18 protein-coding genes and 2 pseudogenes are annotated in these 19,843 nt (G+C 39.3%); 4 read left to right on the top strand and 16 right to left on the bottom strand.

Annotated features, from left to right (window positions below; translation table 11 throughout):
• Positions 1-9: 9 nt before the first annotated feature.
• From Q0O89_RS04240 to ltnD, 13 genes and pseudogenes are all read right to left on the bottom strand, one after another.
• Positions 10-1,614, bottom strand: a complete 1,605-nt coding sequence (locus Q0O89_RS04240; protein WP_293730462.1) for an FGGY-family carbohydrate kinase — start codon at positions 1,612-1,614, stop codon at positions 10-12.
• Between the two features lie 126 nt (positions 1,615-1,740).
• A complete protein-coding gene (gene araC, locus Q0O89_RS04235) occupies positions 1,741-2,595 on the bottom strand; it encodes an arabinose operon transcriptional regulator AraC (protein ID WP_293730461.1) in 855 nt (284 codons plus the stop codon).
• A gap of 1 nt (position 2,596) precedes the next feature.
• Complete coding sequence (gene araH, locus Q0O89_RS04230) at positions 2,597-3,565, bottom strand: L-arabinose ABC transporter permease AraH (protein ID WP_293730460.1); 969 nt, start codon at positions 3,563-3,565, stop codon at positions 2,597-2,599.
• Between the two features lie 15 nt (positions 3,566-3,580).
• Complete coding sequence (gene araG / locus Q0O89_RS04225) at positions 3,581-5,083, bottom strand: L-arabinose ABC transporter ATP-binding protein AraG (RefSeq protein ID WP_293730459.1); 1,503 nt, start codon at positions 5,081-5,083, stop codon at positions 3,581-3,583.
• A 33-nt stretch (positions 5,084-5,116) separates the two neighbouring features.
• Positions 5,117-6,130, bottom strand: a complete 1,014-nt coding sequence (locus Q0O89_RS04220) for an arabinose ABC transporter substrate-binding protein (RefSeq protein WP_293730458.1) — start codon at positions 6,128-6,130, stop codon at positions 5,117-5,119.
• Between the two features lie 290 nt (positions 6,131-6,420).
• Positions 6,421-6,603: pseudogene (locus Q0O89_RS04215) on the bottom strand (cyclase family protein); the annotation flags it as partial.
• A gap of 10 nt (positions 6,604-6,613) precedes the next feature.
• Positions 6,614-7,957, bottom strand: coding sequence for a phospholipase (locus Q0O89_RS04210; protein ID WP_293730457.1), 1,344 nt, complete (start codon positions 7,955-7,957; stop codon positions 6,614-6,616).
• Between the two features lie 60 nt (positions 7,958-8,017).
• The gene (locus Q0O89_RS04205) at positions 8,018-9,484 is read right to left on the bottom strand and encodes a gluconate:H+ symporter (protein ID WP_293730455.1); all 1,467 of its coding nucleotides are present in this window, start codon (positions 9,482-9,484) and stop codon (positions 8,018-8,020) included.
• Between the two features lie 8 nt (positions 9,485-9,492).
• Positions 9,493-10,440 carry a D-erythronate dehydrogenase gene (denD, locus tag Q0O89_RS04200; RefSeq protein WP_293730454.1) on the bottom strand — a complete coding sequence of 316 codons (948 nt, stop codon included), beginning with the start codon at positions 10,438-10,440 and terminating at the stop codon, positions 9,493-9,495.
• Positions 10,441-10,505: 65 nt separating this feature from the next.
• Positions 10,506-11,282, bottom strand: coding sequence for a 2-oxo-tetronate isomerase (gene otnI, locus Q0O89_RS04195; RefSeq protein ID WP_293730453.1), 777 nt, complete (start codon positions 11,280-11,282; stop codon positions 10,506-10,508).
• Between the two features lie 2 nt (positions 11,283-11,284).
• A complete protein-coding gene (locus tag Q0O89_RS04190) occupies positions 11,285-11,917 on the bottom strand; it encodes an aldolase (RefSeq protein ID WP_273383342.1) in 633 nt (210 codons plus the stop codon).
• Positions 11,914-13,155 carry a 3-oxo-tetronate kinase gene (gene otnK / locus Q0O89_RS04185; RefSeq protein WP_293730491.1) on the bottom strand — a complete coding sequence of 414 codons (1,242 nt, stop codon included), beginning with the start codon at positions 13,153-13,155 and terminating at the stop codon, positions 11,914-11,916. Before otnK ends, Q0O89_RS04190 begins: the two co-directional genes overlap by 4 nt.
• 2 nt (positions 13,156-13,157) lie before the next feature.
• Positions 13,158-14,063 (bottom strand): L-threonate dehydrogenase, encoded by a 906-nt coding sequence (gene ltnD, locus Q0O89_RS04180; protein WP_293730451.1) that lies wholly within the window; start codon positions 14,061-14,063, stop codon positions 13,158-13,160.
• Positions 14,064-14,238: 175 nt separating this feature from the next.
• Here ltnD and Q0O89_RS04175 point away from each other — a divergent pair, with 175 nt between their 5' ends.
• Positions 14,239-14,997, top strand: coding sequence for a DeoR/GlpR family DNA-binding transcription regulator (locus tag Q0O89_RS04175; protein ID WP_273318409.1), 759 nt, complete (start codon positions 14,239-14,241; stop codon positions 14,995-14,997).
• Positions 14,998-15,095: 98 nt separating this feature from the next.
• Here Q0O89_RS04175 and aroE read toward each other — a convergent pair whose 3' ends face one another.
• From aroE to Q0O89_RS04160, 3 genes are read right to left on the bottom strand one after another with little or no spacing between them, the layout of a single operon-like run.
• Entirely contained in the window at positions 15,096-15,893 is a 798-nt protein-coding gene (gene aroE, locus Q0O89_RS04170) for a shikimate dehydrogenase (RefSeq protein WP_293730450.1), read from the bottom strand.
• Between the two features lie 2 nt (positions 15,894-15,895).
• Entirely contained in the window at positions 15,896-16,447 is a 552-nt protein-coding gene (locus tag Q0O89_RS04165; protein WP_273402709.1) for a Sua5/YciO/YrdC/YwlC family protein, read from the bottom strand.
• A 1-nt stretch (position 16,448) separates the two neighbouring features.
• Positions 16,449-17,063 carry a glutathione S-transferase gene (locus tag Q0O89_RS04160; RefSeq protein WP_276985021.1) on the bottom strand — a complete coding sequence of 205 codons (615 nt, stop codon included), beginning with the start codon at positions 17,061-17,063 and terminating at the stop codon, positions 16,449-16,451.
• A gap of 398 nt (positions 17,064-17,461) precedes the next feature.
• On the opposite strand from Q0O89_RS04160, the gene araC (Q0O89_RS04155) reads away from it, so the two are divergent.
• From araC (Q0O89_RS04155) to Q0O89_RS04145, 3 genes and pseudogenes are all read left to right on the top strand, one after another.
• Positions 17,462-18,322 (top strand): arabinose operon transcriptional regulator AraC, encoded by an 861-nt coding sequence (araC, locus tag Q0O89_RS04155; protein ID WP_293730449.1) that lies wholly within the window; start codon positions 17,462-17,464, stop codon positions 18,320-18,322.
• Between the two features lie 192 nt (positions 18,323-18,514).
• Positions 18,515-19,489, top strand: coding sequence for a substrate-binding domain-containing protein (locus tag Q0O89_RS04150; protein WP_293730448.1), 975 nt, complete (start codon positions 18,515-18,517; stop codon positions 19,487-19,489).
• A gap of 52 nt (positions 19,490-19,541) precedes the next feature.
• A pseudogene (locus Q0O89_RS04145) lies at positions 19,542-19,790 on the top strand (ATP-binding cassette domain-containing protein); the annotation flags it as partial.
• Positions 19,791-19,843 lie beyond the last annotated feature (53 nt).

The raw sequence follows: 19,843 nt of genomic DNA, 5'->3' as shown, positions 1-19,843 counted from the left end.
TACTTCGTTTTAAATAGAATGACGTAAGGCATCGACAGCTGATTGCACAATAGGGATACCTTTCTGATAATACTGAATAAATTCTTCATATCCTTTGGCGATTTCTGCATCGGGCTGAGATAACGTCATTTCTGCTTGCGCAAAAATTGTATTATCTAAATATTCTTCTAGCGTTTGCCCCGTTTGATATGCCGCCATGTAATTTGCTAATAATGCAATTCCCCAAGCACCACCTTCATTTGCTGTTTTCATGACAGCCACGGGTACATTCAACGCTGACGCTAAGATTTTTGAAGCCACATTCGGTGTTTTAAAAATTCCACCATGTCCCAATATTTGCGTTAATTGAACGTTTTCCTGTTGAATAAGAATATCCACCCCTAATTTCATTGCCCCAAATGCACTATATAAATGGGTTCGCATAAAGTTTGCCAACGTAAAATGAGAATTGGCAGGGTGCATGAAAATAGGGCAGCCTTCAGAGAGTCCGACTCCGTGTTCGCCAGAGTAAAAGCCATAAGCCAGCAACTGACCACAATGGGCTTCACCTTCCAAGGCTTTAAGAAATAGCGTTTCATACAATTTATCGGGTTTCACATCAACGCCAAAGGCTTTTAAGCTCTCACCGAAAAGATTGACCCAAGCATTAATATCTGATGTGCAATTATTGGCATGAGCCATAGCAACTAACTTGCCTGTTGGGGTTGTCACCATATCTAATTGTTCATACACGTTAGAAAGTGGTTTTTCTAAAACTATCATGGCGAAAGCAGACGTCCCTGCAGAAATATTCCCTGTATTCACTCGGATACTATTTGTCGCTACCATACCTGTTCCTGCATCACCTTCTGGTGGGCAGAATGGAATGCCTGGCTGTAATTGACCTGATGGATCTAATAATTTGGCGCCTTGCTCGGTAAGTTCCCCAGCGCGCTCTCCCGCAACTAAGACCGTTGGTAAGATTTTATCAAGGGTCCATGGATAAACATTTGGACTCACTAATTCCGAAAATTGATTAAGCATGGTTTGATAATAAGAACCTGTTTGCGGATCAATAGGGAACATCCCTGATGCATCACCTACACCTAATACTTTTTTTCCAGTTAATTGCCAATGAATATAACCCGCTAATGTGGTAATAAAATCGATCTTTTCCACATGTTCTTCTTTATTCAATATCGCCTGATAAAGATGCGAAATACTCCAACGTTGAGGAATGTTGTAATTAAAAAGTGCGGTCAATTTTTGAGAAGATTCTTGCGTGATATTATTACGCCAAGTACGAAATGGCGTTAATAAATGACCTTGTTGATCAAAAGGTAAATAGCCATGCATCATTGCACTAATACCAATTGCCGACAATTGTTTTAAACTAACTTGGTAAGTTTCTTTGACTTGGTTGGCGAGATTGTTATATGCAGTTTGAATACCCTGCCAAATTTCATCTTGGCTATATGTCCAAATGCCATTTTCATAACGGTTTTCCCAATCGGAAACACCACTAGCCAGAATATTTCCACTTGCATTAATCAACACGGCCTTAATTCGTGTAGAACCTAATTCAATCCCTAAGGAGGCGCGGCCTTGCTCGATAAGTTGTTTGATATGTTCCATAGACTATCCTTCCCTATCTAAATGACTGAATATAGGATAGCCAAATTTGGCATGAATACGATGAGTAAAAATGCTGATTATATAGATAATCCTGCTACTTTAATTAAAGTGAGAAAGAGATCACATTTATCTTGAATTTCGATATTCTGTAGGATTTAAACCCGTATAACGTTTGAATAAACGTGAAAAATAAAGTTGATCATCATAGCCTAATTGACGTGCTATATAATAAATTTGAGCATTAGAGGTATGGAGTAAATGCTGAGCCTTGATCATTCTCTGCTCTTCGCGCCATTTTACAATATTCGTTCCGAGTTGCTCGACAAATAAATGCGCTAAACGCGATGCTGAAATATGCACATGATCGGCTATATCATTAATTTTATAATTTTTATCTAAATTATCGGAAATAAATTGGCAAGCGGAAAGCACACGCGGATCAAGCAAACGTTGTTTATTGGCGGGATCTAGTCTAGAACATTTTATAAGCAATTGTTCAAGTAGGCACATGGACATTTCTTGAGAAAAGAAACTTTCATGTTTGTACTCTTGTTCAATTTTCTGAAATAGCGAGAGAATATCTTGGTATGTATCAGAATTCGTAATCGTTAACCTTCCAACCTGATGGTGAGTATTGCTCCATTGCAACCAACTGCTCCAAAGACTGCGGGGGCGAAAATAAATCCATTGGTGATACCACCGTTCAGAATTATTCTCACGATGATAATAATGTGGGACACTTGGAGGAAATAACAACAAATCCCCCACGGAGCAATTAAAGGCACTGTCACCATAAAATACCGTGCCGGTGCCTTCTATCGTTAAATTGAGAATATAACCTTTCATCCCATTCGGTCGGTCAATAATAAAATCTAATTGATCATTTTTCTCAATTGGCGTACAGCCTGCGACTAAGTACGCGCCAAATTGATACCCTGGTAATAATGGATTTTTTTGATTCCCAATTTCTTCTTTTTTCATACTATGCTTTGATAAATTTTTGTTTATATTTATCAAAAATTACGGCAATCATCAATATCAAACCACGAACGACATATTGTGCAAATGGTGAAATATTTAATAAGTTCATCGCATTTTCAATGGTGCCAAGGATTAACACCCCTGCAATTACAAATGAAATTTTACCTACACCACCCGTCAAGGAAACACCACCAAGAACACAAGCTGAAATGGCGGTTAATTCAAAACCGACTGAAGTCATTGGCTGACCACTCGTCATTCGTGCGGCAAGAATCACACCCGCTAAAGCGGAAACAAAACCAGAAACCACAAAGATAATTAATTTTGTACGATCCACATTAATCCCTGCTAAACGAGAAGCTTCTTGGTTACCACCAATAGCTAATGTATTGCGTCCATAAGTGGTTTTGCTAAGTAAAAAACCAAAAATAGCAAGGCAAATAATCGTAAACACAATCGGTAATGGAATACCAAATAAATCTTGATAACCAATTTCAAAGAATTCTTCTTTAGTAATACCTACTGCTTTACCGTCTGAAATGATATAACCTAAGCCACGGGCAATTTGCATCGTTGCTAAGGTCGTAATTAATGAATTGATTTTCAATTTCGCCACTACAAAACCATTAATTAAACCAATGGCTATACCTAACCCTAAGCCCGCAAGAACACCGATTGTCACACTTTGAGTGACATTAATCGCAACCGCCGTTACGACACCCGCGCAGGCAATAACAGAAGCAACAGAAAGATCAATTTCACCTGCGGCTAAACAAAATAACATCCCACAGGCCACAATCCCACTCATAGAAATCGCCAAGCCGAGCCCTTTCATATTCACCACCGTGGCAAAATTAGGAATAAAGGCACAAGAAGCAATAAAAATAACGGCAAAAATTAAGAGCATTCCATAAGAATTCCAAAATCTACCGAATGAATGTGTATTTTGGGTTTGAGTTGTTGAAGTCATAATTCTTCTCCTATTTTAAGCCGCTTTATTATCGACCATAGCCAGTTTCAATACTTTCTCTTCGGTTGCATCAGCGCGTTCTACAACCCCTGTAATTTCATGTGCTTTCATCACAACTATACGATCAGCAACACCAATCACTTCAGGTAAATCACTGGATACTACGATAATCGCAAGTTTCTCATCTGCAAGTTTGAAAATTAAGTCATAAATTTCTGATTTTGCTCCTACATCAATCCCACGAGTAGGTTCATCGAGTAGCAACACCTTAATATCTTCAGATAGCCAACGTCCTAAAATTGCCTTTTGTTGATTACCGCCAGATAAGTTCACGATAAGCTGCTCGATTGATGGCGTTTTTACATTCATTTGTTGACGTTGTTTTTCTGCATTTTCTGTTTCCCATTTATCATTAATAATAAATTTCAAAAAATTATGGGAACGGCGGGCGCTGATATTAATATTTTCGCCCACGGTTGCTGTAGGAATAATCCCTTCTTTTTTACGATCTTCTGGACAAAGCACGATGCCTTGTTGAATCGCATCTTTTGGTGTACGCACAGAAATTTCTTTTCCGTCTAATTCAATTTTTCCCGCTGTGCTGGGATCGGCACCAAAAATAACTTTTAATAATTCTGAACGCCCTGCGCCAACCAAACCAAACAAGCCTAACACTTCACCAGCTTTAACTTCTAAATTAAAATTACCTTTTAATTTTGTACCTGAAAGTGCGGTCAATTTTAATCGAGTTTCTCCCACTTCTCTTGAACGGTAATGGTAAATATCACCTAAATTACGCCCTACCATACTGCGCACTAAATCGTCATTGGTGATTTTAGAAAGATCGGAAAATGTTTCTACATACTGCCCATCTTTCAACACAGTGATCTCATCACTAATTCGGAAAATTTCTTCCATGCGGTGGGAAACGTACAAAATGACTTTACCCTCATCACGCAATTCATTAATCACCGTAAATAATTTTTCTATTTCTGGTGCGGATAAGCTACTGGTTGGTTCGTCAAAAGCAATAATTTTAGCGCCACGACTTAAAGCTTTTGCAATCTCAATCATCTGCCATTGACCAATGGAAAGTTCTTTTAATGGCGTATCTGGAGAAATATTAAGATCGAGTTTATCTAAGTATTTCTGCGTTCTCTCAAGTAGCTCGGCTTTATTCACAATACCAAAAGAATGTGGAAACTGCCCTAGACAAAGATTCTCAGCAACCGTCATCTCGGGCACAATATTCAATTCTTGATAAATAATGGCAACGCCAGTTAATAATGCTTCTTTTGTATTACTAAAAACTAACTGACGTCCACCAATACTTAATTTCCCTTCTGTGGGTAAATAATTACCGCTTAAAATTTTTAGCAAGGTGGATTTACCTGCACCATTTTCTCCCATTAATGCATGAACTTTACCTTCATAACATTTAAAAGAAACATTTTGTAATGCTTTCACACCCGGAAAACTCTTACTCACATTATCAAACTCTAAATATGGAACTTGCATCTCGTCCTCCTTGCTAATATTTCAAATCGTCAATTAAAGACCTTTTTTCAATAATTCTTCTTTGAAGTTTTCGCGTTTTAATAACACCGGATCGCCAATTGGTGTATATTTCGGTGGCTCGACACCATCTTTAATCCATTTGTATAGCATCTCCGTACTGCGATAGCCATGAACATCAGGACTTGGTAATAATGAACCAAAGAAACCTGTTGCTTTCGGTTTAGATAATTCATTGACTGCGTCCGTACCATTAATACCAATACCAATCACATTTTCAGGTTTAAAACCTTGCCCTTCAGTGGCTCGAATACCGCCAAGAACCGTATTATCATTCATACCAACAACAAGCCAATTTTTAATTTCAGGGTGTTGCACTAGCATAGAGTTTGCCGCATCCAACGCGCCTGGAATGTCATTACTTTTAGTCGGCGATTTATAAATTTTCTCTTTTGGGAAACCTGCTTTAATTAACGCTTCAATAGAACCTTCAGTACGGCGGCGAGCTGTATCTAATTCATCAGCAGTAATCGCTAACACCGCAGTATCTTTCACATCCCATTTACGATTTTGCATTTCTTTATAAAGTTCTTCACCTTGACGTTGACCAATTTCTGTCGCTGCCATCATGATAAGTGGCACATTTGTCATCGGTTCACCCGCTGCATTTAAGAATTGATCATCCACAGCAATTACTTTTAAATCATAAGAACGTGCTTTTGCCATGATGGCTGGGCCAAGTTTCGGATCCGGCGTACAAATCACAAAACCTTTCGCCCCATTGGCAGCTAAATTATCAATAGCATTTAATGTTTTCTCACCATCAGGAATTGCAATTTTAATGATCTGAACGTTACCTAAATCTTTCGCAGCTTTATCTGCAAATGCCCATTCAGTTTGGAACCAAGGTTCTTCCGGTTGTTTTACCAAGAAACCTAATTTCATTGGTGCTTCTGAGCTAGAATATACTGGTGATGCGTTAAATCCGAATAATGCACAAATTGAAATCGCTGCTAAGGATTTAAAAAAAGTTCTCTTAGTCGTTTTCATATACATACTCCTTCATATTAAGATTACATGTACTATCAATAAGATATCGATATCCTATGAGTCAATGCTCTAGGATGCGAACATATTAATCAATAAAGAAATGACGAAAAGAGATCTGGATCACACTTTAAATTTATAGCAGAAAAATCCATGTATTAAGCTGATAAGTAAATAAAATAATGAAAAGATAAACTTGAAAAATGAGAAAACATAAAAAAGGCAAAATAGATTTGCCTTCAGACCGCGCCCCCCAGACATCTCGCTAGAGATTTGATCTAATAGGCAGGAAAACCATCTCTCACAAAATGGCGTGGGGCATCCATATGAGTACCAAAATGATTTGGTAATTTACTCATAAAGCTACTAAAAGGTATTTCTTCGCAAACATCAGTGCAACGAGTTACTTCAATGACAGGTTCCCCAGGCCAAGCAACACCTTTGGGATCAAGAGAGTGAGATAAATACATAAACATAAAAGACTCCTTATTTACGTTTTTGTTGTAATAACCATTGCATTACTTCTGGACTATTAAATACGGCATCCCAAGTATTATGTGCATTGTCGTTTACAATGCCATTATCACCTGCTTTCTCTGTGGTAAATTCAGTATATTTAACATTTGGGGCGTTTAAGTCTTTCAAAAGATTTACGTTAATACGGGAACCCTTAACAGGGGAAATTTTGTCTTCTTTACTATGGAAAAACCACATTGGCACATCTTTGATTGGTGCAAGATTTTCTTTTGTCGCGTTGCCGTCCATCCATTCGATGGTATAGGCTTCTCGTCCGCTCATTAATAAGGCACCAGCAAAAAAGTGCGGTCGCTCTAACAAAAGATTTACAGCCCCTTCAGAACCACGGGATAAACCAACTAAATAAATGCGTGTTTTATCAATTTGTGGATACTGTGCTAGCGTCTCATCAATCATTTTGAAAACAAGATTACGGCGATTCTCTGTTTGCCAATGAATCCCACCTTTTTGACCTTTTGTGACGTCATCGAAAGGGTCAAAAACGCTTTGATATTGTGGAGCAAGAACAATACCGTCCTCATATTGCAGTGTTGAAATTGCCCCTTTACTTGAAAGCAAATGCGCCAAATTATCAGAACCTACTTGCCCCGAACCGTGGAGAAAAATAGTTAATGGATACATTTTTCCTTTTTCAAAGTGCGGTAAAAAAATTCGATAATTTAAGAAATTCGCTTTATCTTTCAAATAAGTGCTTTTTGCCACAAATTGATCAAGCCAAGGTGTTTTGACTTTATCCGAAATAGCAGGTTGTATTAACGTAGTTTTATCCAAGGTTTTACCATTGGTTAATTTTAAATAACCCGTTTGATTAATTTGATAAACTAATTTTTCACCATAATAATGCGGTACTTTATTGGCTTGTTTTTTCTCAATTGTAATCACATTGCCGTCTTTATCTCTCCCTTTAAATTGCATCGGTTGAGCATTTTCAATGGCAAGGCGATAAAGTTCAGCATTTTTGTCTTGGTTATCCAATTCAATAATGACAAATTTCCCTTTTTTAGGGTTAGTAGATAATGCGGGTTCGTTATTTACATAAGCACGCAAAATAGTTCGCGCTGTTGGTTCTTGCCCATTTAGCGTAGTAGAAATTTGATAAGTCTTTCTAAGATCAGAACCAGAAAGTACGTTATCTTCATATTCCAATGCTACTGCATTAACTTTTTGACCTTGAGCGGTAATTTCAGCTAAGAGCGTTGCTTGAATGGGTTTTATATTTTTATTAGCACTATCTTGAGCGAAAACATTAAATACCATTAGAAGAGAAAGCAGGCTCACTATTTCTTTTAACATAGTATTTTCTCCTTACAAATAAAATCCCCATGGCATGAACGCCATGGGGATAATTACTCATTAGATATTTTTATTCTGAAGCTTGATATAGAATAAAATGCCAGCTAACACAACCACAGGGAAAAGTAAGTCGAATACGGAGCCATCATTGCCAAAAATCAAGTTAGCAAGAATGACTGAAATACCGCCAATTCCCCAAGCAATCGTGGTTGGTACAGACCAAACGACCATTTGTTTTTTCACATCATTAATACCCATCATGCGGTTAACCACCCAGAATAAGCTGTCGTTGAAATAACCAAAGAACAGCGATCCCATTGTGGCAGCTTGAGCGGCTAATAACATATTAACACCGGGTATTTGCGCAAGGATTGGGGCGGAAATAGACGCCGCGGTAATCATCGCAACGGTGCCGGAACCTTGAATAAAACGTACTAAGGTTGATACGATAAACGGAATTAAGATAGGTGAAATCGGCAAGTTTGCGATTTGTTCTGCCAATTGTTTTCCTGCGCCACTATCACGTAATACCGCGCCTAATGCACCACCCGCACCTGTTACCAATAAGATAATACCTGCCGTTTTAACGCCTTCTTCAAGATGAAGTGCGGTGGTATTTTTATCTACTTTTGGTAGTAATGTGTAAACAGAAATTAACACGCTTAATGCTAAGGCAATAACCGGGTGACCAAGGAATGAAACGATCTGATAAGGCACGCTCGCAAGTGCTTCAGGTACGTCCTTAACAAATAAATGAACAACTGCTTTGATAAAAATTAAGGCGATTGGTAATACGATAGGTAGTAAAGAAAGTCCTAAGCTTGGAAGTTCTTTTTTCTCGCGACTTTCAATATAGTTATCATATTTTTGTCTTAATTCTTCTTCAGTAAAGACTTCTTGATTAAAGTGAGGATATTTTTTATCTAACCATTTAGCATACAAAACAATACCAACGACAGGTAATATTGCCATGCACATACCCGTTAATAGCATCGCGCCAATATCCACACCGAATAATCCAGCTACACCTAATGGGCCCGGCGTTGGTGGAACGGTGTGATGAGTAACGACTAAACCACCTGCCAAGGCAACACCTAAGGTTAATAATGAGCGTTTACCGTTTTTTGCCAGTGCTTTTGCCACAGGATAGAGAATAACAAAGGCGGAATCTACGAAAATTGGAATACTGACTACGTAACCCGTAATGGCTAATGCCCACTCTTCTTTTTTCTGACCTAGCATTTTGATAAAGCTGTATGCCATTTTTTCTGCGGCACCAGAAACTTCTAAAACGCTTCCCATCATCACACCAAGCCCGATAACAATACCGATACCACCCAGTGTGCCGCCAAATCCTTTGGTAATGGAACTTAATGTTTCATCTGCTGACATACCACCCACTAAGCCAGCAATGGATGCGGCAATTAACATCGCGATGAAAGCATGAACACGTGTTCTTAAGACGAGAAAAACGAGAATAAATACCGCAATTAATAATCCAATAATTGGAATAGGTAAGCCAAACATAGTGCCTCCTACATATCATATTCAATAAATTGTTGGATAACGCTTTGGAAATTGCTATCCACGTTAAAGCCTAAAGCTAATGCCTGAGTGTTATCAATTTTTGCAGGCCAGCTGGCAACGATATTGTTAATGCTTTCATCAAACTCAAATCTAATGTGTTTTAGAATTTCCTCACCTTTTATTTGGCTTAAATCAGATAACATTTGTTTTACAGTAACACTAAATCCTGGCAGGTTAATGGTATGCCAACTGCGTTGTGGCAAAGATGGCAGAGTTAATGCGTGAATAAAATTGGCGACAACCGTATTTGGGCTGGATAACCATAAACGTAATTCTTCAGAGACAGGGCAAACCGCCGTTTCTCCGTGCAATGGTTCACGCATAATACTGCTCACAAATGAAGATGCGGCTTTGTTTGGTTTACCTGGTCGAATACAAATAGTTGGTAAGCGAACAACAATTCCGTCCACAAAGCCTTTACGTGTATAGTCATTAATCAATAACTCACACATCGCTTTTTGCGTACCATAGGTTGATTGCGGCGTGAAAGCGGTGCTGTCTAGGATAGTTTCAGGCAGTTCCCCACCAAATACTGCTAAAGAACTCGAGAAAATAAACCGCACTTTAGGGTTATTTTGGCGACAAATTTCAAGCAAATTACGTGTTGCTAAGAAATTGATCTCATAACCCAAATCAGGATCTTGTTCAGCGTGACTACTGACAATGGCAGCTAAATGAAAAATAGCGTCCGTTTCTTTGGTAATTAATTCATCTAATCCTGTTGGCTCACGTAAATCCATTTCATAACATCGAACACGGGGATCGTTATTTGGCGCAATAGGTTTAACAACATCAATTAAAATTAAATCATCAATTTGAACATTATTTTGGGCTAATAGCGTTTTGGCTAAACGTTGTCCTAAGAACCCTTGTCCACCAGTAATTACAACTTTCATTGTATCCTCCTTGGATAATTTATGTTTTAAAACCGCGGTCAAATTTTAAGGAATTTATTTAGGGTTTATTTATACTGCCAAAACCAATCCAATCCTGCCACGGTTTCACCACGTGGTTTATATTCACAGCCCACATATCCGTCATAACCCATTTCATCGAGCTTATCGAAAATATATTGATAGTTAATTTCGCCTTCGTCTGGTTCGTGGCGATCCGGTACGGACGCGATTTGAACGTGAGCAAATTTGCCGTTTAACTTATCGGTTAAACGAGAAAGATTGCCGTCAACATTTTGCGCGTGGAAGTAATCCAGTTGAACAAAGACGTTATCGCGATCGACTAATTCCACGATTTCCAAGGTGTCGTATTGGCTTTTTAAGAAATAATTAGGTTTGACTTCAGGGCTTAAGGCTTCCAAGCAAATATTAATGCCGTGCGGTTTGAATTTCTCTGCCGCGTAGCGAATGTTTTCCACAAAGGTTTGTTTGTAAGTTTCGCGACTTTCACCTTCAGGGACGACCGCCGCCATAATATGAACCGTTGGGCAGTTTAAAGTAATGGCGTAATCAAGGGCTTGGTCAATATGCCGGCGCGCATCGGCTTCACGTCCAGGGATTGCCGCAACGCCCCATTCACCTTTGGCAATATCGCCCGCAGAAGTATTAAATAAGACTTGAGTTAAACCATATTGATCGAGTTTGGCTTTTAACTCTTCAGCGGGATAGTCGTAAGGCCATAAATATTCCACGTATTTAAATCCTGCTTTCGCAGCCGCTTCAAATCGATCTAAAAAGGGGACTTCGTTAAACATCATGGTTAAGTTAGCAGCGAATTTAGGCATAGTTATTTTCCTCTGTGTTCCAAATCTTGAATTTCTTCATCGGTGAGATAACGGATTTTTTGTCCTTGCAAGGTGAAGAACAATTTTGCGGTTTCCTCCAACTCTTCAGTATTATCCGCCGCATCAAGCAAGTCTGAACCCGTGACAACAACGCCGTGATTTGCCAGTAAAAACGCTTTGCCGGTTAAGGCGCGGTTAGCTAATTCTTCTGCAATTTTTGGCGAACCGGGGCGATAATACGGAATGACTTGCATTTTTCCCACGCGCATCACGTAATAGGGTGTGAACGCTTTCATCGCATTGCTCGGATCCAAATTCTCAAGGCAAGAAAGTGCGGTTAAATAAGTGCTATGTAAATGTACAATGGCTTTGCACTCAGGGTTCTTTTGATACATCGCCAAATGGAATACCGCTTCTTTTGATGGTTTATCGCCTTCCAAAAGATTGCCTTCCATATCCAATACAGATAAACGTTCTACGCTTAATCGACCGAGTGAAGAGCCTGTTGGCGTAACCAACACCCGATTTTCATCGAGGCGTACGGACAAATTGCCTGCGCCGCCTACGGTGTAACCCCGCTCATAAAAAGAACGCCCGAGCTGCACCATTAATTCTTTTTGGGCTAAATCTGTCATAGGAACATTCCTTGTGCATATTCAAAAAAGTCTTCTTTGCCAAAATTGCCTGATTTAAGGGCAAGGAAAATTTCTTCTTCTACCGCTTTCAACCAAGGCACACCTGGGGCAATTTGTTTGCCGATATGGAACCCCGTAAAACCAAGTTGTTGCACCACGATACTTGAGGTTTCACCGCCAGCAGTAATAAAGTTAGTCACGCCGGCTTGCTTTAATTTGGCGGCAAGTTTGGCAAAGGTGTTTTCAATGGCGTGGCTGGCTTGATCAACGCCGAATTGATGTTGAATGGCTTTGAGCGCATCTGGCGGCACAGTGGCATAAACCATCGGGGCAAGCGCGCTATCAAGATGCGCTATTACCCATTGATAAAGCTGTTCTACATAGTTTTCATTATGAATAGCTTGCTCAACATCAAGTTGAAAGTGCGGTGCTTTTTCGCGATATTTTTCCACTTGTTTATTGGTCATGACTGAACAAGAACCTGATAACACCACCGTTTTGCCTTTGGTTGGGGTAAAGGCATTAACCCCTTGTTTGCCACCACTTAAACGTGCCGCCATATAGGCTGCCAAGCCTGAGCCACCTGTCACCAATTTGAAATCTACCACGGCTTCAGCCAGCACAGCCAACTGGGAATTATCCACTGCGTCCACCACCGCATAACGGTAGCCTTGCGCTTTCAATTCTGCAAAACGCGCTTTTACGCGATCCGCTCCTTTAATCACATCAGCATAAGCCACCAGACCTGTTTTTCCCTTAGCTTGTGCATCCATTAAACGCATTAAATTGGCATCGGTCATTGGCGTAATCGGGTGATTTTTCATGCCTGATTCACTTAACAGCACATCGCCGACAAATAAATAACCGTTAAAAATTGTGCGTCCATTTACAGGAAGGGCTGGCGTAATCACGGTGAAATCTTCATTTAATTCATCAAGCAAAGCATCGGTGACCGGGCCGATATTGCCTTTTGCCGTGCTGTCGAAGGTAGAGCAATATTTAAAATAAAATTGTGTGCAGCCATTTTCTTTTAACCACTGATAAGCACTCAAAGATTGTGCAATAGCTTCATTCACAGGGTTGGAACGTGATTTTAAACTGATCACAATGGCATCGACTTTGCTGTTTAACGGTTGGGTTGGAACACCGTTCATTTGCACCGCACTTAAGCCATTTTCAACCAAAAAACTGGCAATATCGCTGGCGCCCGTAAAATCATCTGCAATAACACCTAACATCATTACGCTCCTTTTTTCGGTAAATTCACGCCGCTGAAAATTTTAATCACCGCGCTGTCGTCTTCTTTACCATAACCTGCATTACTGGCTTCGGTAAACATGGAATAAGCGGTGCTTGCCAAATGAAGTGGGAAATGAAGTGATTTTGCGGTGTCGTTGACCAAGCCTAAATCTTTCACAAAAATATCTACCATAGAAAGCGGTGTATAATCGCCTTCTACCACGTGTTTCATACGGTTTTCAAACATCCAAGAGTTACCTGCCGCATTGGTCACAACGTCATACATCACATCAAGTGGAATACCGGCTTTTGAGGCAAGCGCCATGGCTTCTGCGCCTGCGGCAATATGCACACCGGCTAATAACTGATGAATAATTTTAACTGTTGCACCTAAACCAATTTCTTCGCCGATGTTATAAACTTTTGCCGCGGTAGCGTCTAAAACAGGTTGTAATTGCTCAAATGCTTGTTTTGAACCTGATGCCATGACGGTCATTTCACCTTTTAACGCTTTAGCCGCGCCGCCAGAAACGGGTGCATCTAACATAATCAACCCTAAGTCTGTTAATTTTTGTGAAATTGCTTGTGCATCTTGTGCTGCCATAGTGGAAGACACCATTACTGCGGTGCCTGCTTTTAATTTTTTGGCAATGCCATTCTCGCCAAATAATGCCGCATTAGCTTGCGCCGCGTTAACGACTAAAATCACCACCGCATCTAATTCCTGCGCAAAATCATTGCCATTTGTCGCCACAGCTTTTGCGCCTGCGGCTTTCAGTTTTTCAAGCGCAACAGGATTTAAATCAATACCATAGGTTGTTAATCCTGCATTAATGCAAGAGACGGCTGCGCCCATGCCCATTGAGCCAAGACCGATCACTGCAACGGAATAATTTTGTTTTTCCATCCTTTCTTTCTCCATAAGCTGAATTATTGATGACGCTATTATGCACAAAACAATTGTTAAATTCTGAGAACTTGATCACATTTTTTAACATTGAATGTTAAATATTGTTATTTTTTGAGAATAATCAGTTTAGCGGTATAATCCAATTGACATTTAGTTAGAACGGAGACGATATATGATTCCAGCAGAAAGACAGCAAACATTGCTTAATCTCATTCATCAACAAGGCATTGTCAGTATTAATACGCTGGTGGAAAAGTTAGGTGTCTCCCATATGACTGTGCGGCGTGATATTCAGAAATTGGAAGAAGAAGGGAAGGTGATTTCAGTATCGGGTGGCGTACAGCTTCTTGAACGTTTAGCCAGCGAACCAACCCATGATGATAAATCTTTACTCGCTACCAAGGAAAAAATTGCCATTGGTAAAGAAGCCGCCAAACTGGTTAAACCTAACTCAACTATTTATTTAGATGCCGGCACTACTACATTGGAAATAGCAAAACAAATCGCCCACGAGAAAGATCTTCTTGTTATCACCAATGATTTTGTCATTGCGCAATATTTAATGGTTAATGGTCAATGCAATATTATTCATTCGGGGGGATTGATTAATAAATCAAATCGCTCATCCATCGGAGAACTTGCTGCACAATTTCTACGCCAAGTTGCGGTAGATATTGCGTTTATATCTACGTCTTCTTGGAATTTAAAAGGGCTCACCACTCCTGATGAGCAAAAAATTCCCGTTAAAAAAGCCATTATTCAATCCAGCCAAAAAAATATTCTTGTGACTGATTCATCCAAATATGGAAAAGTGGCCACTTTCTTACTTTATCCACTTAACACTTTAGATATGATTATTTGTGATCAAGGCTTACCTGAAAATGCAAAAGAGGCCATAACCGACATGAATATTGAACTATTATTGGTATAAGGTAAGCTCTTCACAAGACTTTCAAAACGCAATTTACAATTGTAAAAAGAAGCGTAAGTCTCCTTTAGAGATATTTATAGAAACGATATAACGCTCTCTTATTTCAATAATACATCTATATTCGGCATCACCCCTCTCCACAACGCAAAAGAATGTGCCGCTTGTCCCACCAACATCCCAAATCCGTCAGAAACATTTTTTGCTCCCAAGGATTTTGCTAAGGCAATAAATGGCGTGTCGGTTTCTTTGGCGTATTGCATATCATAAATCGCGCCGGCGGAACGCAGGATTTCAGGGGAAATATCTACGGTTTTGCCTTGCAAACCTAAAGATGTGGCATTAATGATGACGTCAAATTTTTGCAGCGGAATTTGCGTCATTTCTACCGCTTGCACCTTGCCATATTGTGCGAATTTCGCAGCCAACTCTTGCGCTTTGGCTAAAGTGCGGTTCGCAATCGTGATGTTTTGTTGGGCTTGCAACAAGGGCAACAATACGCCTTTTGTCGCGCCGCCCGCACCTAAAATTAATATAGATTGATTGGGCTTTAGCCAGCCCAAACGAACCAAATCGCTCACCAAACCCGCGCCGTCTGTATTATCCGCGTACAAACGTCCGTCATCTAAGCGTTTCAGGGTATTACAGGCTTCCGCTGTCAGCGCGCGTTCGCTATATTCATCCGCCAAGGCATAGGCGCGTTCTTTAAAAGGCGCGGTGATATTGCAACCTTTCGCCCCATCTTGGAAGAAAGCCAACAGCTGTTGTTCGAAATTGTCAAGATCGCCTAAAATCGCCCCATATTCCATCATTTGTTGGGTTTGTTCGGCGAAGATTTTATGAATTTGTGGTGATTTGCTTTGCGCAATTGGGTTGCCCCATACCGCATATTTGTCCATTTTTAACCTTCTCTAAATAATTGCCCTGTCAGTAAATCTCGAATTTCTGACGGATTTTGCGCTTGCCCCACCGTTTCATCTAAAACAGGGAAATTCTCGCCAAATTGCGACCGCACTTCTTGCGCCGTTCGACAAGGGGGCAAACCGGATAAATTAGCACTGGTTGAGGTTAACGCAAAACCGGCTTGTTCGCATAATTGCACCACCGCAGGATGCCGACAAATCCGCACAGCGATGCTTGTAAATTGCCCCGTCAACCATGTTGGTGTGCTCAATTTGGTCGGCACAACCCACGTAATAGGATGATCGTATTCCCCTTGCAAACGGGCATATTGCTCCGCATTAAGCTTTTGCACATCAATAAAAGGCAACAAATAATCCAAACGCGGCGCAATCAAAATCAACCCTTTTTCTTTCGGGCGATTTTTCAAAATAAGCAACTTTTCCACCGCGCTTTCGCTCATGGGATTGCAACCCAAACCAAACACCGCTTCCGTGGGATAAGCCACCACCTGTTCTTGTTGCAACTTTTCTACAATTTGAGAAACATTCATTTTATTGATACATAGTTTCGCGAAGTTCAGGATAACGCGCGTTCATTTCCGCTGCCCATGTTACCAGCGCGGGATGATGCACCGCTAAATCATAGCCTAAAAAGTCTTGACGGAACGCCCACCAATCAATCAAACACACCGCCGTCAATGTGCCAATATTCAACGCATAACCAAAGGGTTGAATGGCCTGTTCCATTTGCGCAAAACTGCGCGCATTACGTTCCGCCACCTGCGCATAACGGCTTGTCCACCACTCATTTTCAGGACGGAATTTTTTCTCTGTCACCATCGGGGTCGTATTTTCTGAAATACCATCCGCCAAATTATGCAACGCCAACGCCGCCCAACGCGCCTTACCGGCTTCAGGGAACAACTTCGCATCCTTACCTTTATAATCTAAATATTCGCAAATCAACAAGCTACCAAACAACCAGTTCCCACAATTACGCTGCAAGGCAGGAATCCGCCCAAGGGGATTATCTTGATTGTGCGGCGAATTCGGATCCGCCGCCACACTCACGCGTTGCAATTCAATTTTGTCTTCTAAATGATGATGTTTCATCACTGTCAATACTTTACGTGCAAATGCACTGGTTGTGCTATACCAAAGTTTCATCATATTTCACTCCTTGATTGGGATAAGGGAAATCTAAACAATATTTTGGGGAACGTCAAATGATTAAAAATAATCTCTCCTAAGGCTTCTCATTCATAATTATATCTTGAGTATTTTGACTGCTTACAGCAAATCATACTAGGGGTATCCATATAAAGATGGCACAAAATTTCTTCAACCGTATTACAAGTATTCTGATTTGGAATAAATACGCTCTCGAATAAATCAGCTAGGCGTTTCCAAAGATTATCTGTTAAAATGATTTTAAGCGACATCATATTGTATGGAATTGTTAGGTTCTGGCGAACTAAATTATACCAAAAGCTTTTGCTTTGTTTTTGTGCTTAAAAGAACAATACACCTTAACCTTGATGCTAGTTATATGGATATATAATACTATGTATAAAAACCTTTCTCTTCTATCACCACACCATACCTTTGATATCAATTTGATTGGAGGGCTAACCCAAAGTGAAAAAGGTAATTATCTTGATTTTGTAATCAATAAACCTAAAGGTATGGATGGATATATGTTGCAACTTACAACCTTTGGGCAAGGTTCCGTATTTGATGGTCACAAAACTTTTACTGTAAAAAGAGGCCAGTTACTGCTTTTCTATCCTAATTCCGTTCAATATTACCATCGCTACATTAATTCTCAATATTGGCACTATAAATGGATTTATTTTATGCCAAATCCTAAATTGAATAAATGGTTGAATTGGTCTAATAAAAAGGCCAATATAGGGAGAATTAAAATTAATGATAATCGGTATTTTCAGGAAATCAGTCAATTATTTTCTAAAATTGATATAGAGTTAAAATCTAGCTCTTTTTTTAAGGAGGATGTTGCAACTACATTATTAGAATACTTATTGATGAAATGCATTTCAGCTGAGGAAATTGAGATCGTTCCTTTAATTGATCATAGAGTACTATCTACCTGTGATTTAATATTGTCTAATTTAGCTTCTAATGACAGTATAGATTCTATTGCTAAAACAGTTTTTCTATCTCCTTCCCGTTTATCCCATCTATTTAAGCAATCTATTGGAATTAGCCTAATTCAATGGAGAGAGTTACAACGCATTTCCGAAGCCAAAAAACTGCTTTATTTCTCAAACATTTCCATATTAAATATAGCAAAATCACTAGGTTACGATGATTCATTATACTTTTCAAAAATTTTTAAGAAGCATACTGGTCTTTCTCCAACAGAGTTTAGAACAATAGAAAGGCATAAAGATAGCAGAATGTGATCTAAATCTCACTTTAATTTGGATAGCAGAATTTTCCATTCTCATAACAATAATTTACCTATTCTTTTACACGCTAAAGCAATAAGATTAATTTCACTTTAATGGTGATTTTTCTGTTAAAGAAGTGATATACCACTATTTTAATAGAGGTATTCAGATTTAAATAGCGTCTTATTTTATGAGGAAAGAGCAATGAAAAAAACAACATTAAAACATACATTATTTTCAAGCCTATTCGCATTGACTTGTTGTAGTTCAGTATTTGCACATGATGTAGTAAATATTTCTAAAATCGATGGTATGCCTTGGTTTAACCGCATGGCAGAAGGCGTTGTTCAAGCAGGGAAAGATAATAATATCAATGCATATCAAGTTGGCCCATCAAATACTGATGCACCTCAACAAGTTAAATTGATCGAAGATTTAATTGCCAAAAAAGTCAATGCAATTTCTATTGTACCAAATGATGCAAATGCGTTAGAGCCTGTTCTTAAGAAAGCTAAACAGAATGGTATTGTTGTTTTAACCAATGAATCTGTTGGGCAACCAAGTGCTGATTGGGATATTGAAATCATTGATAATGCCCAATTTGCCGCTGACTATGTAGAAGAAGTTGCCAAAGTAACTGGTGGCAAAGGTGGATATGTAATTTATGTAGGAGGTCTAACAGTCCCTCAACATAATCTCTGGGCTGATTTATTTGTGAAGTATCAGAAAGAGCATTACCCTGATATGTTTGAGGTTACAAGCAGAATGCCAGTTGCTGAAAATATTAATGATGCTCGTCGTACAACACTTGATTTAGTAAAAGCGCATACTGACTTAAAAGCTGTTGTATCTTTTGGATCACAAGGCCCTATTGGAGCTGGTTTAGCAGTAAAAGAAAAACGTTTAAAAAATAAATTAAATGTTTTTGGTATGATGATTCCATCCCAAGCTGCTAATTTAATCAAGAGTGGCGATATAACAATGGGAATTACCTATGATCCTGCCAGTGCTGGTTATGCTTTGACTACTGTTGCTGCAAAAGTACTAAAAGGTGAAAAAATTGAAAATGGTTTAGAAATACCTAATGTTGGCAAAGCCAACGTGAACACAGAGAAAAAATTACTCCAATTCCATAGCATTCTCAAAGTAACTAAAGATAATATCGACAACTTATATTAATCTACGTTGAATATGGGTTCTTTATGAGCCCATATTTCTCTAAGGAGGTTTTATGGCATTTATTTTAATGCGGAATATCAATAAGACATTCCATGGTGTAAAAGCATTAAATCAAATTAATCTTTCTTTAGATTATGGAGAAGCTCTCTGTCTTGCGGGGCAAAATGGTTGTGGAAAATCAACCCTTATTAAGATTCTTTCTGGTGTTTATCAACCCGATAAAGGAGCAGAAATCCAAATTGGCGCAAGTAAATATTCTAAGCTAACTCCGCAAACCTCTATTAAACACGGTATCCAAGTGTAACCATCCCCTAAAATAATACAACTTATGTGTAGAATATAACAATCAACTAC

This window comes from uncultured Actinobacillus sp. (assembly GCF_945915845.1).
Lineage (GTDB): Bacteria > Pseudomonadota > Gammaproteobacteria > Enterobacterales > Pasteurellaceae > Exercitatus.
Note: the sequence above shows the minus strand (reverse complement) of the source record. Positions and strands in the feature narration are given on the sequence as shown.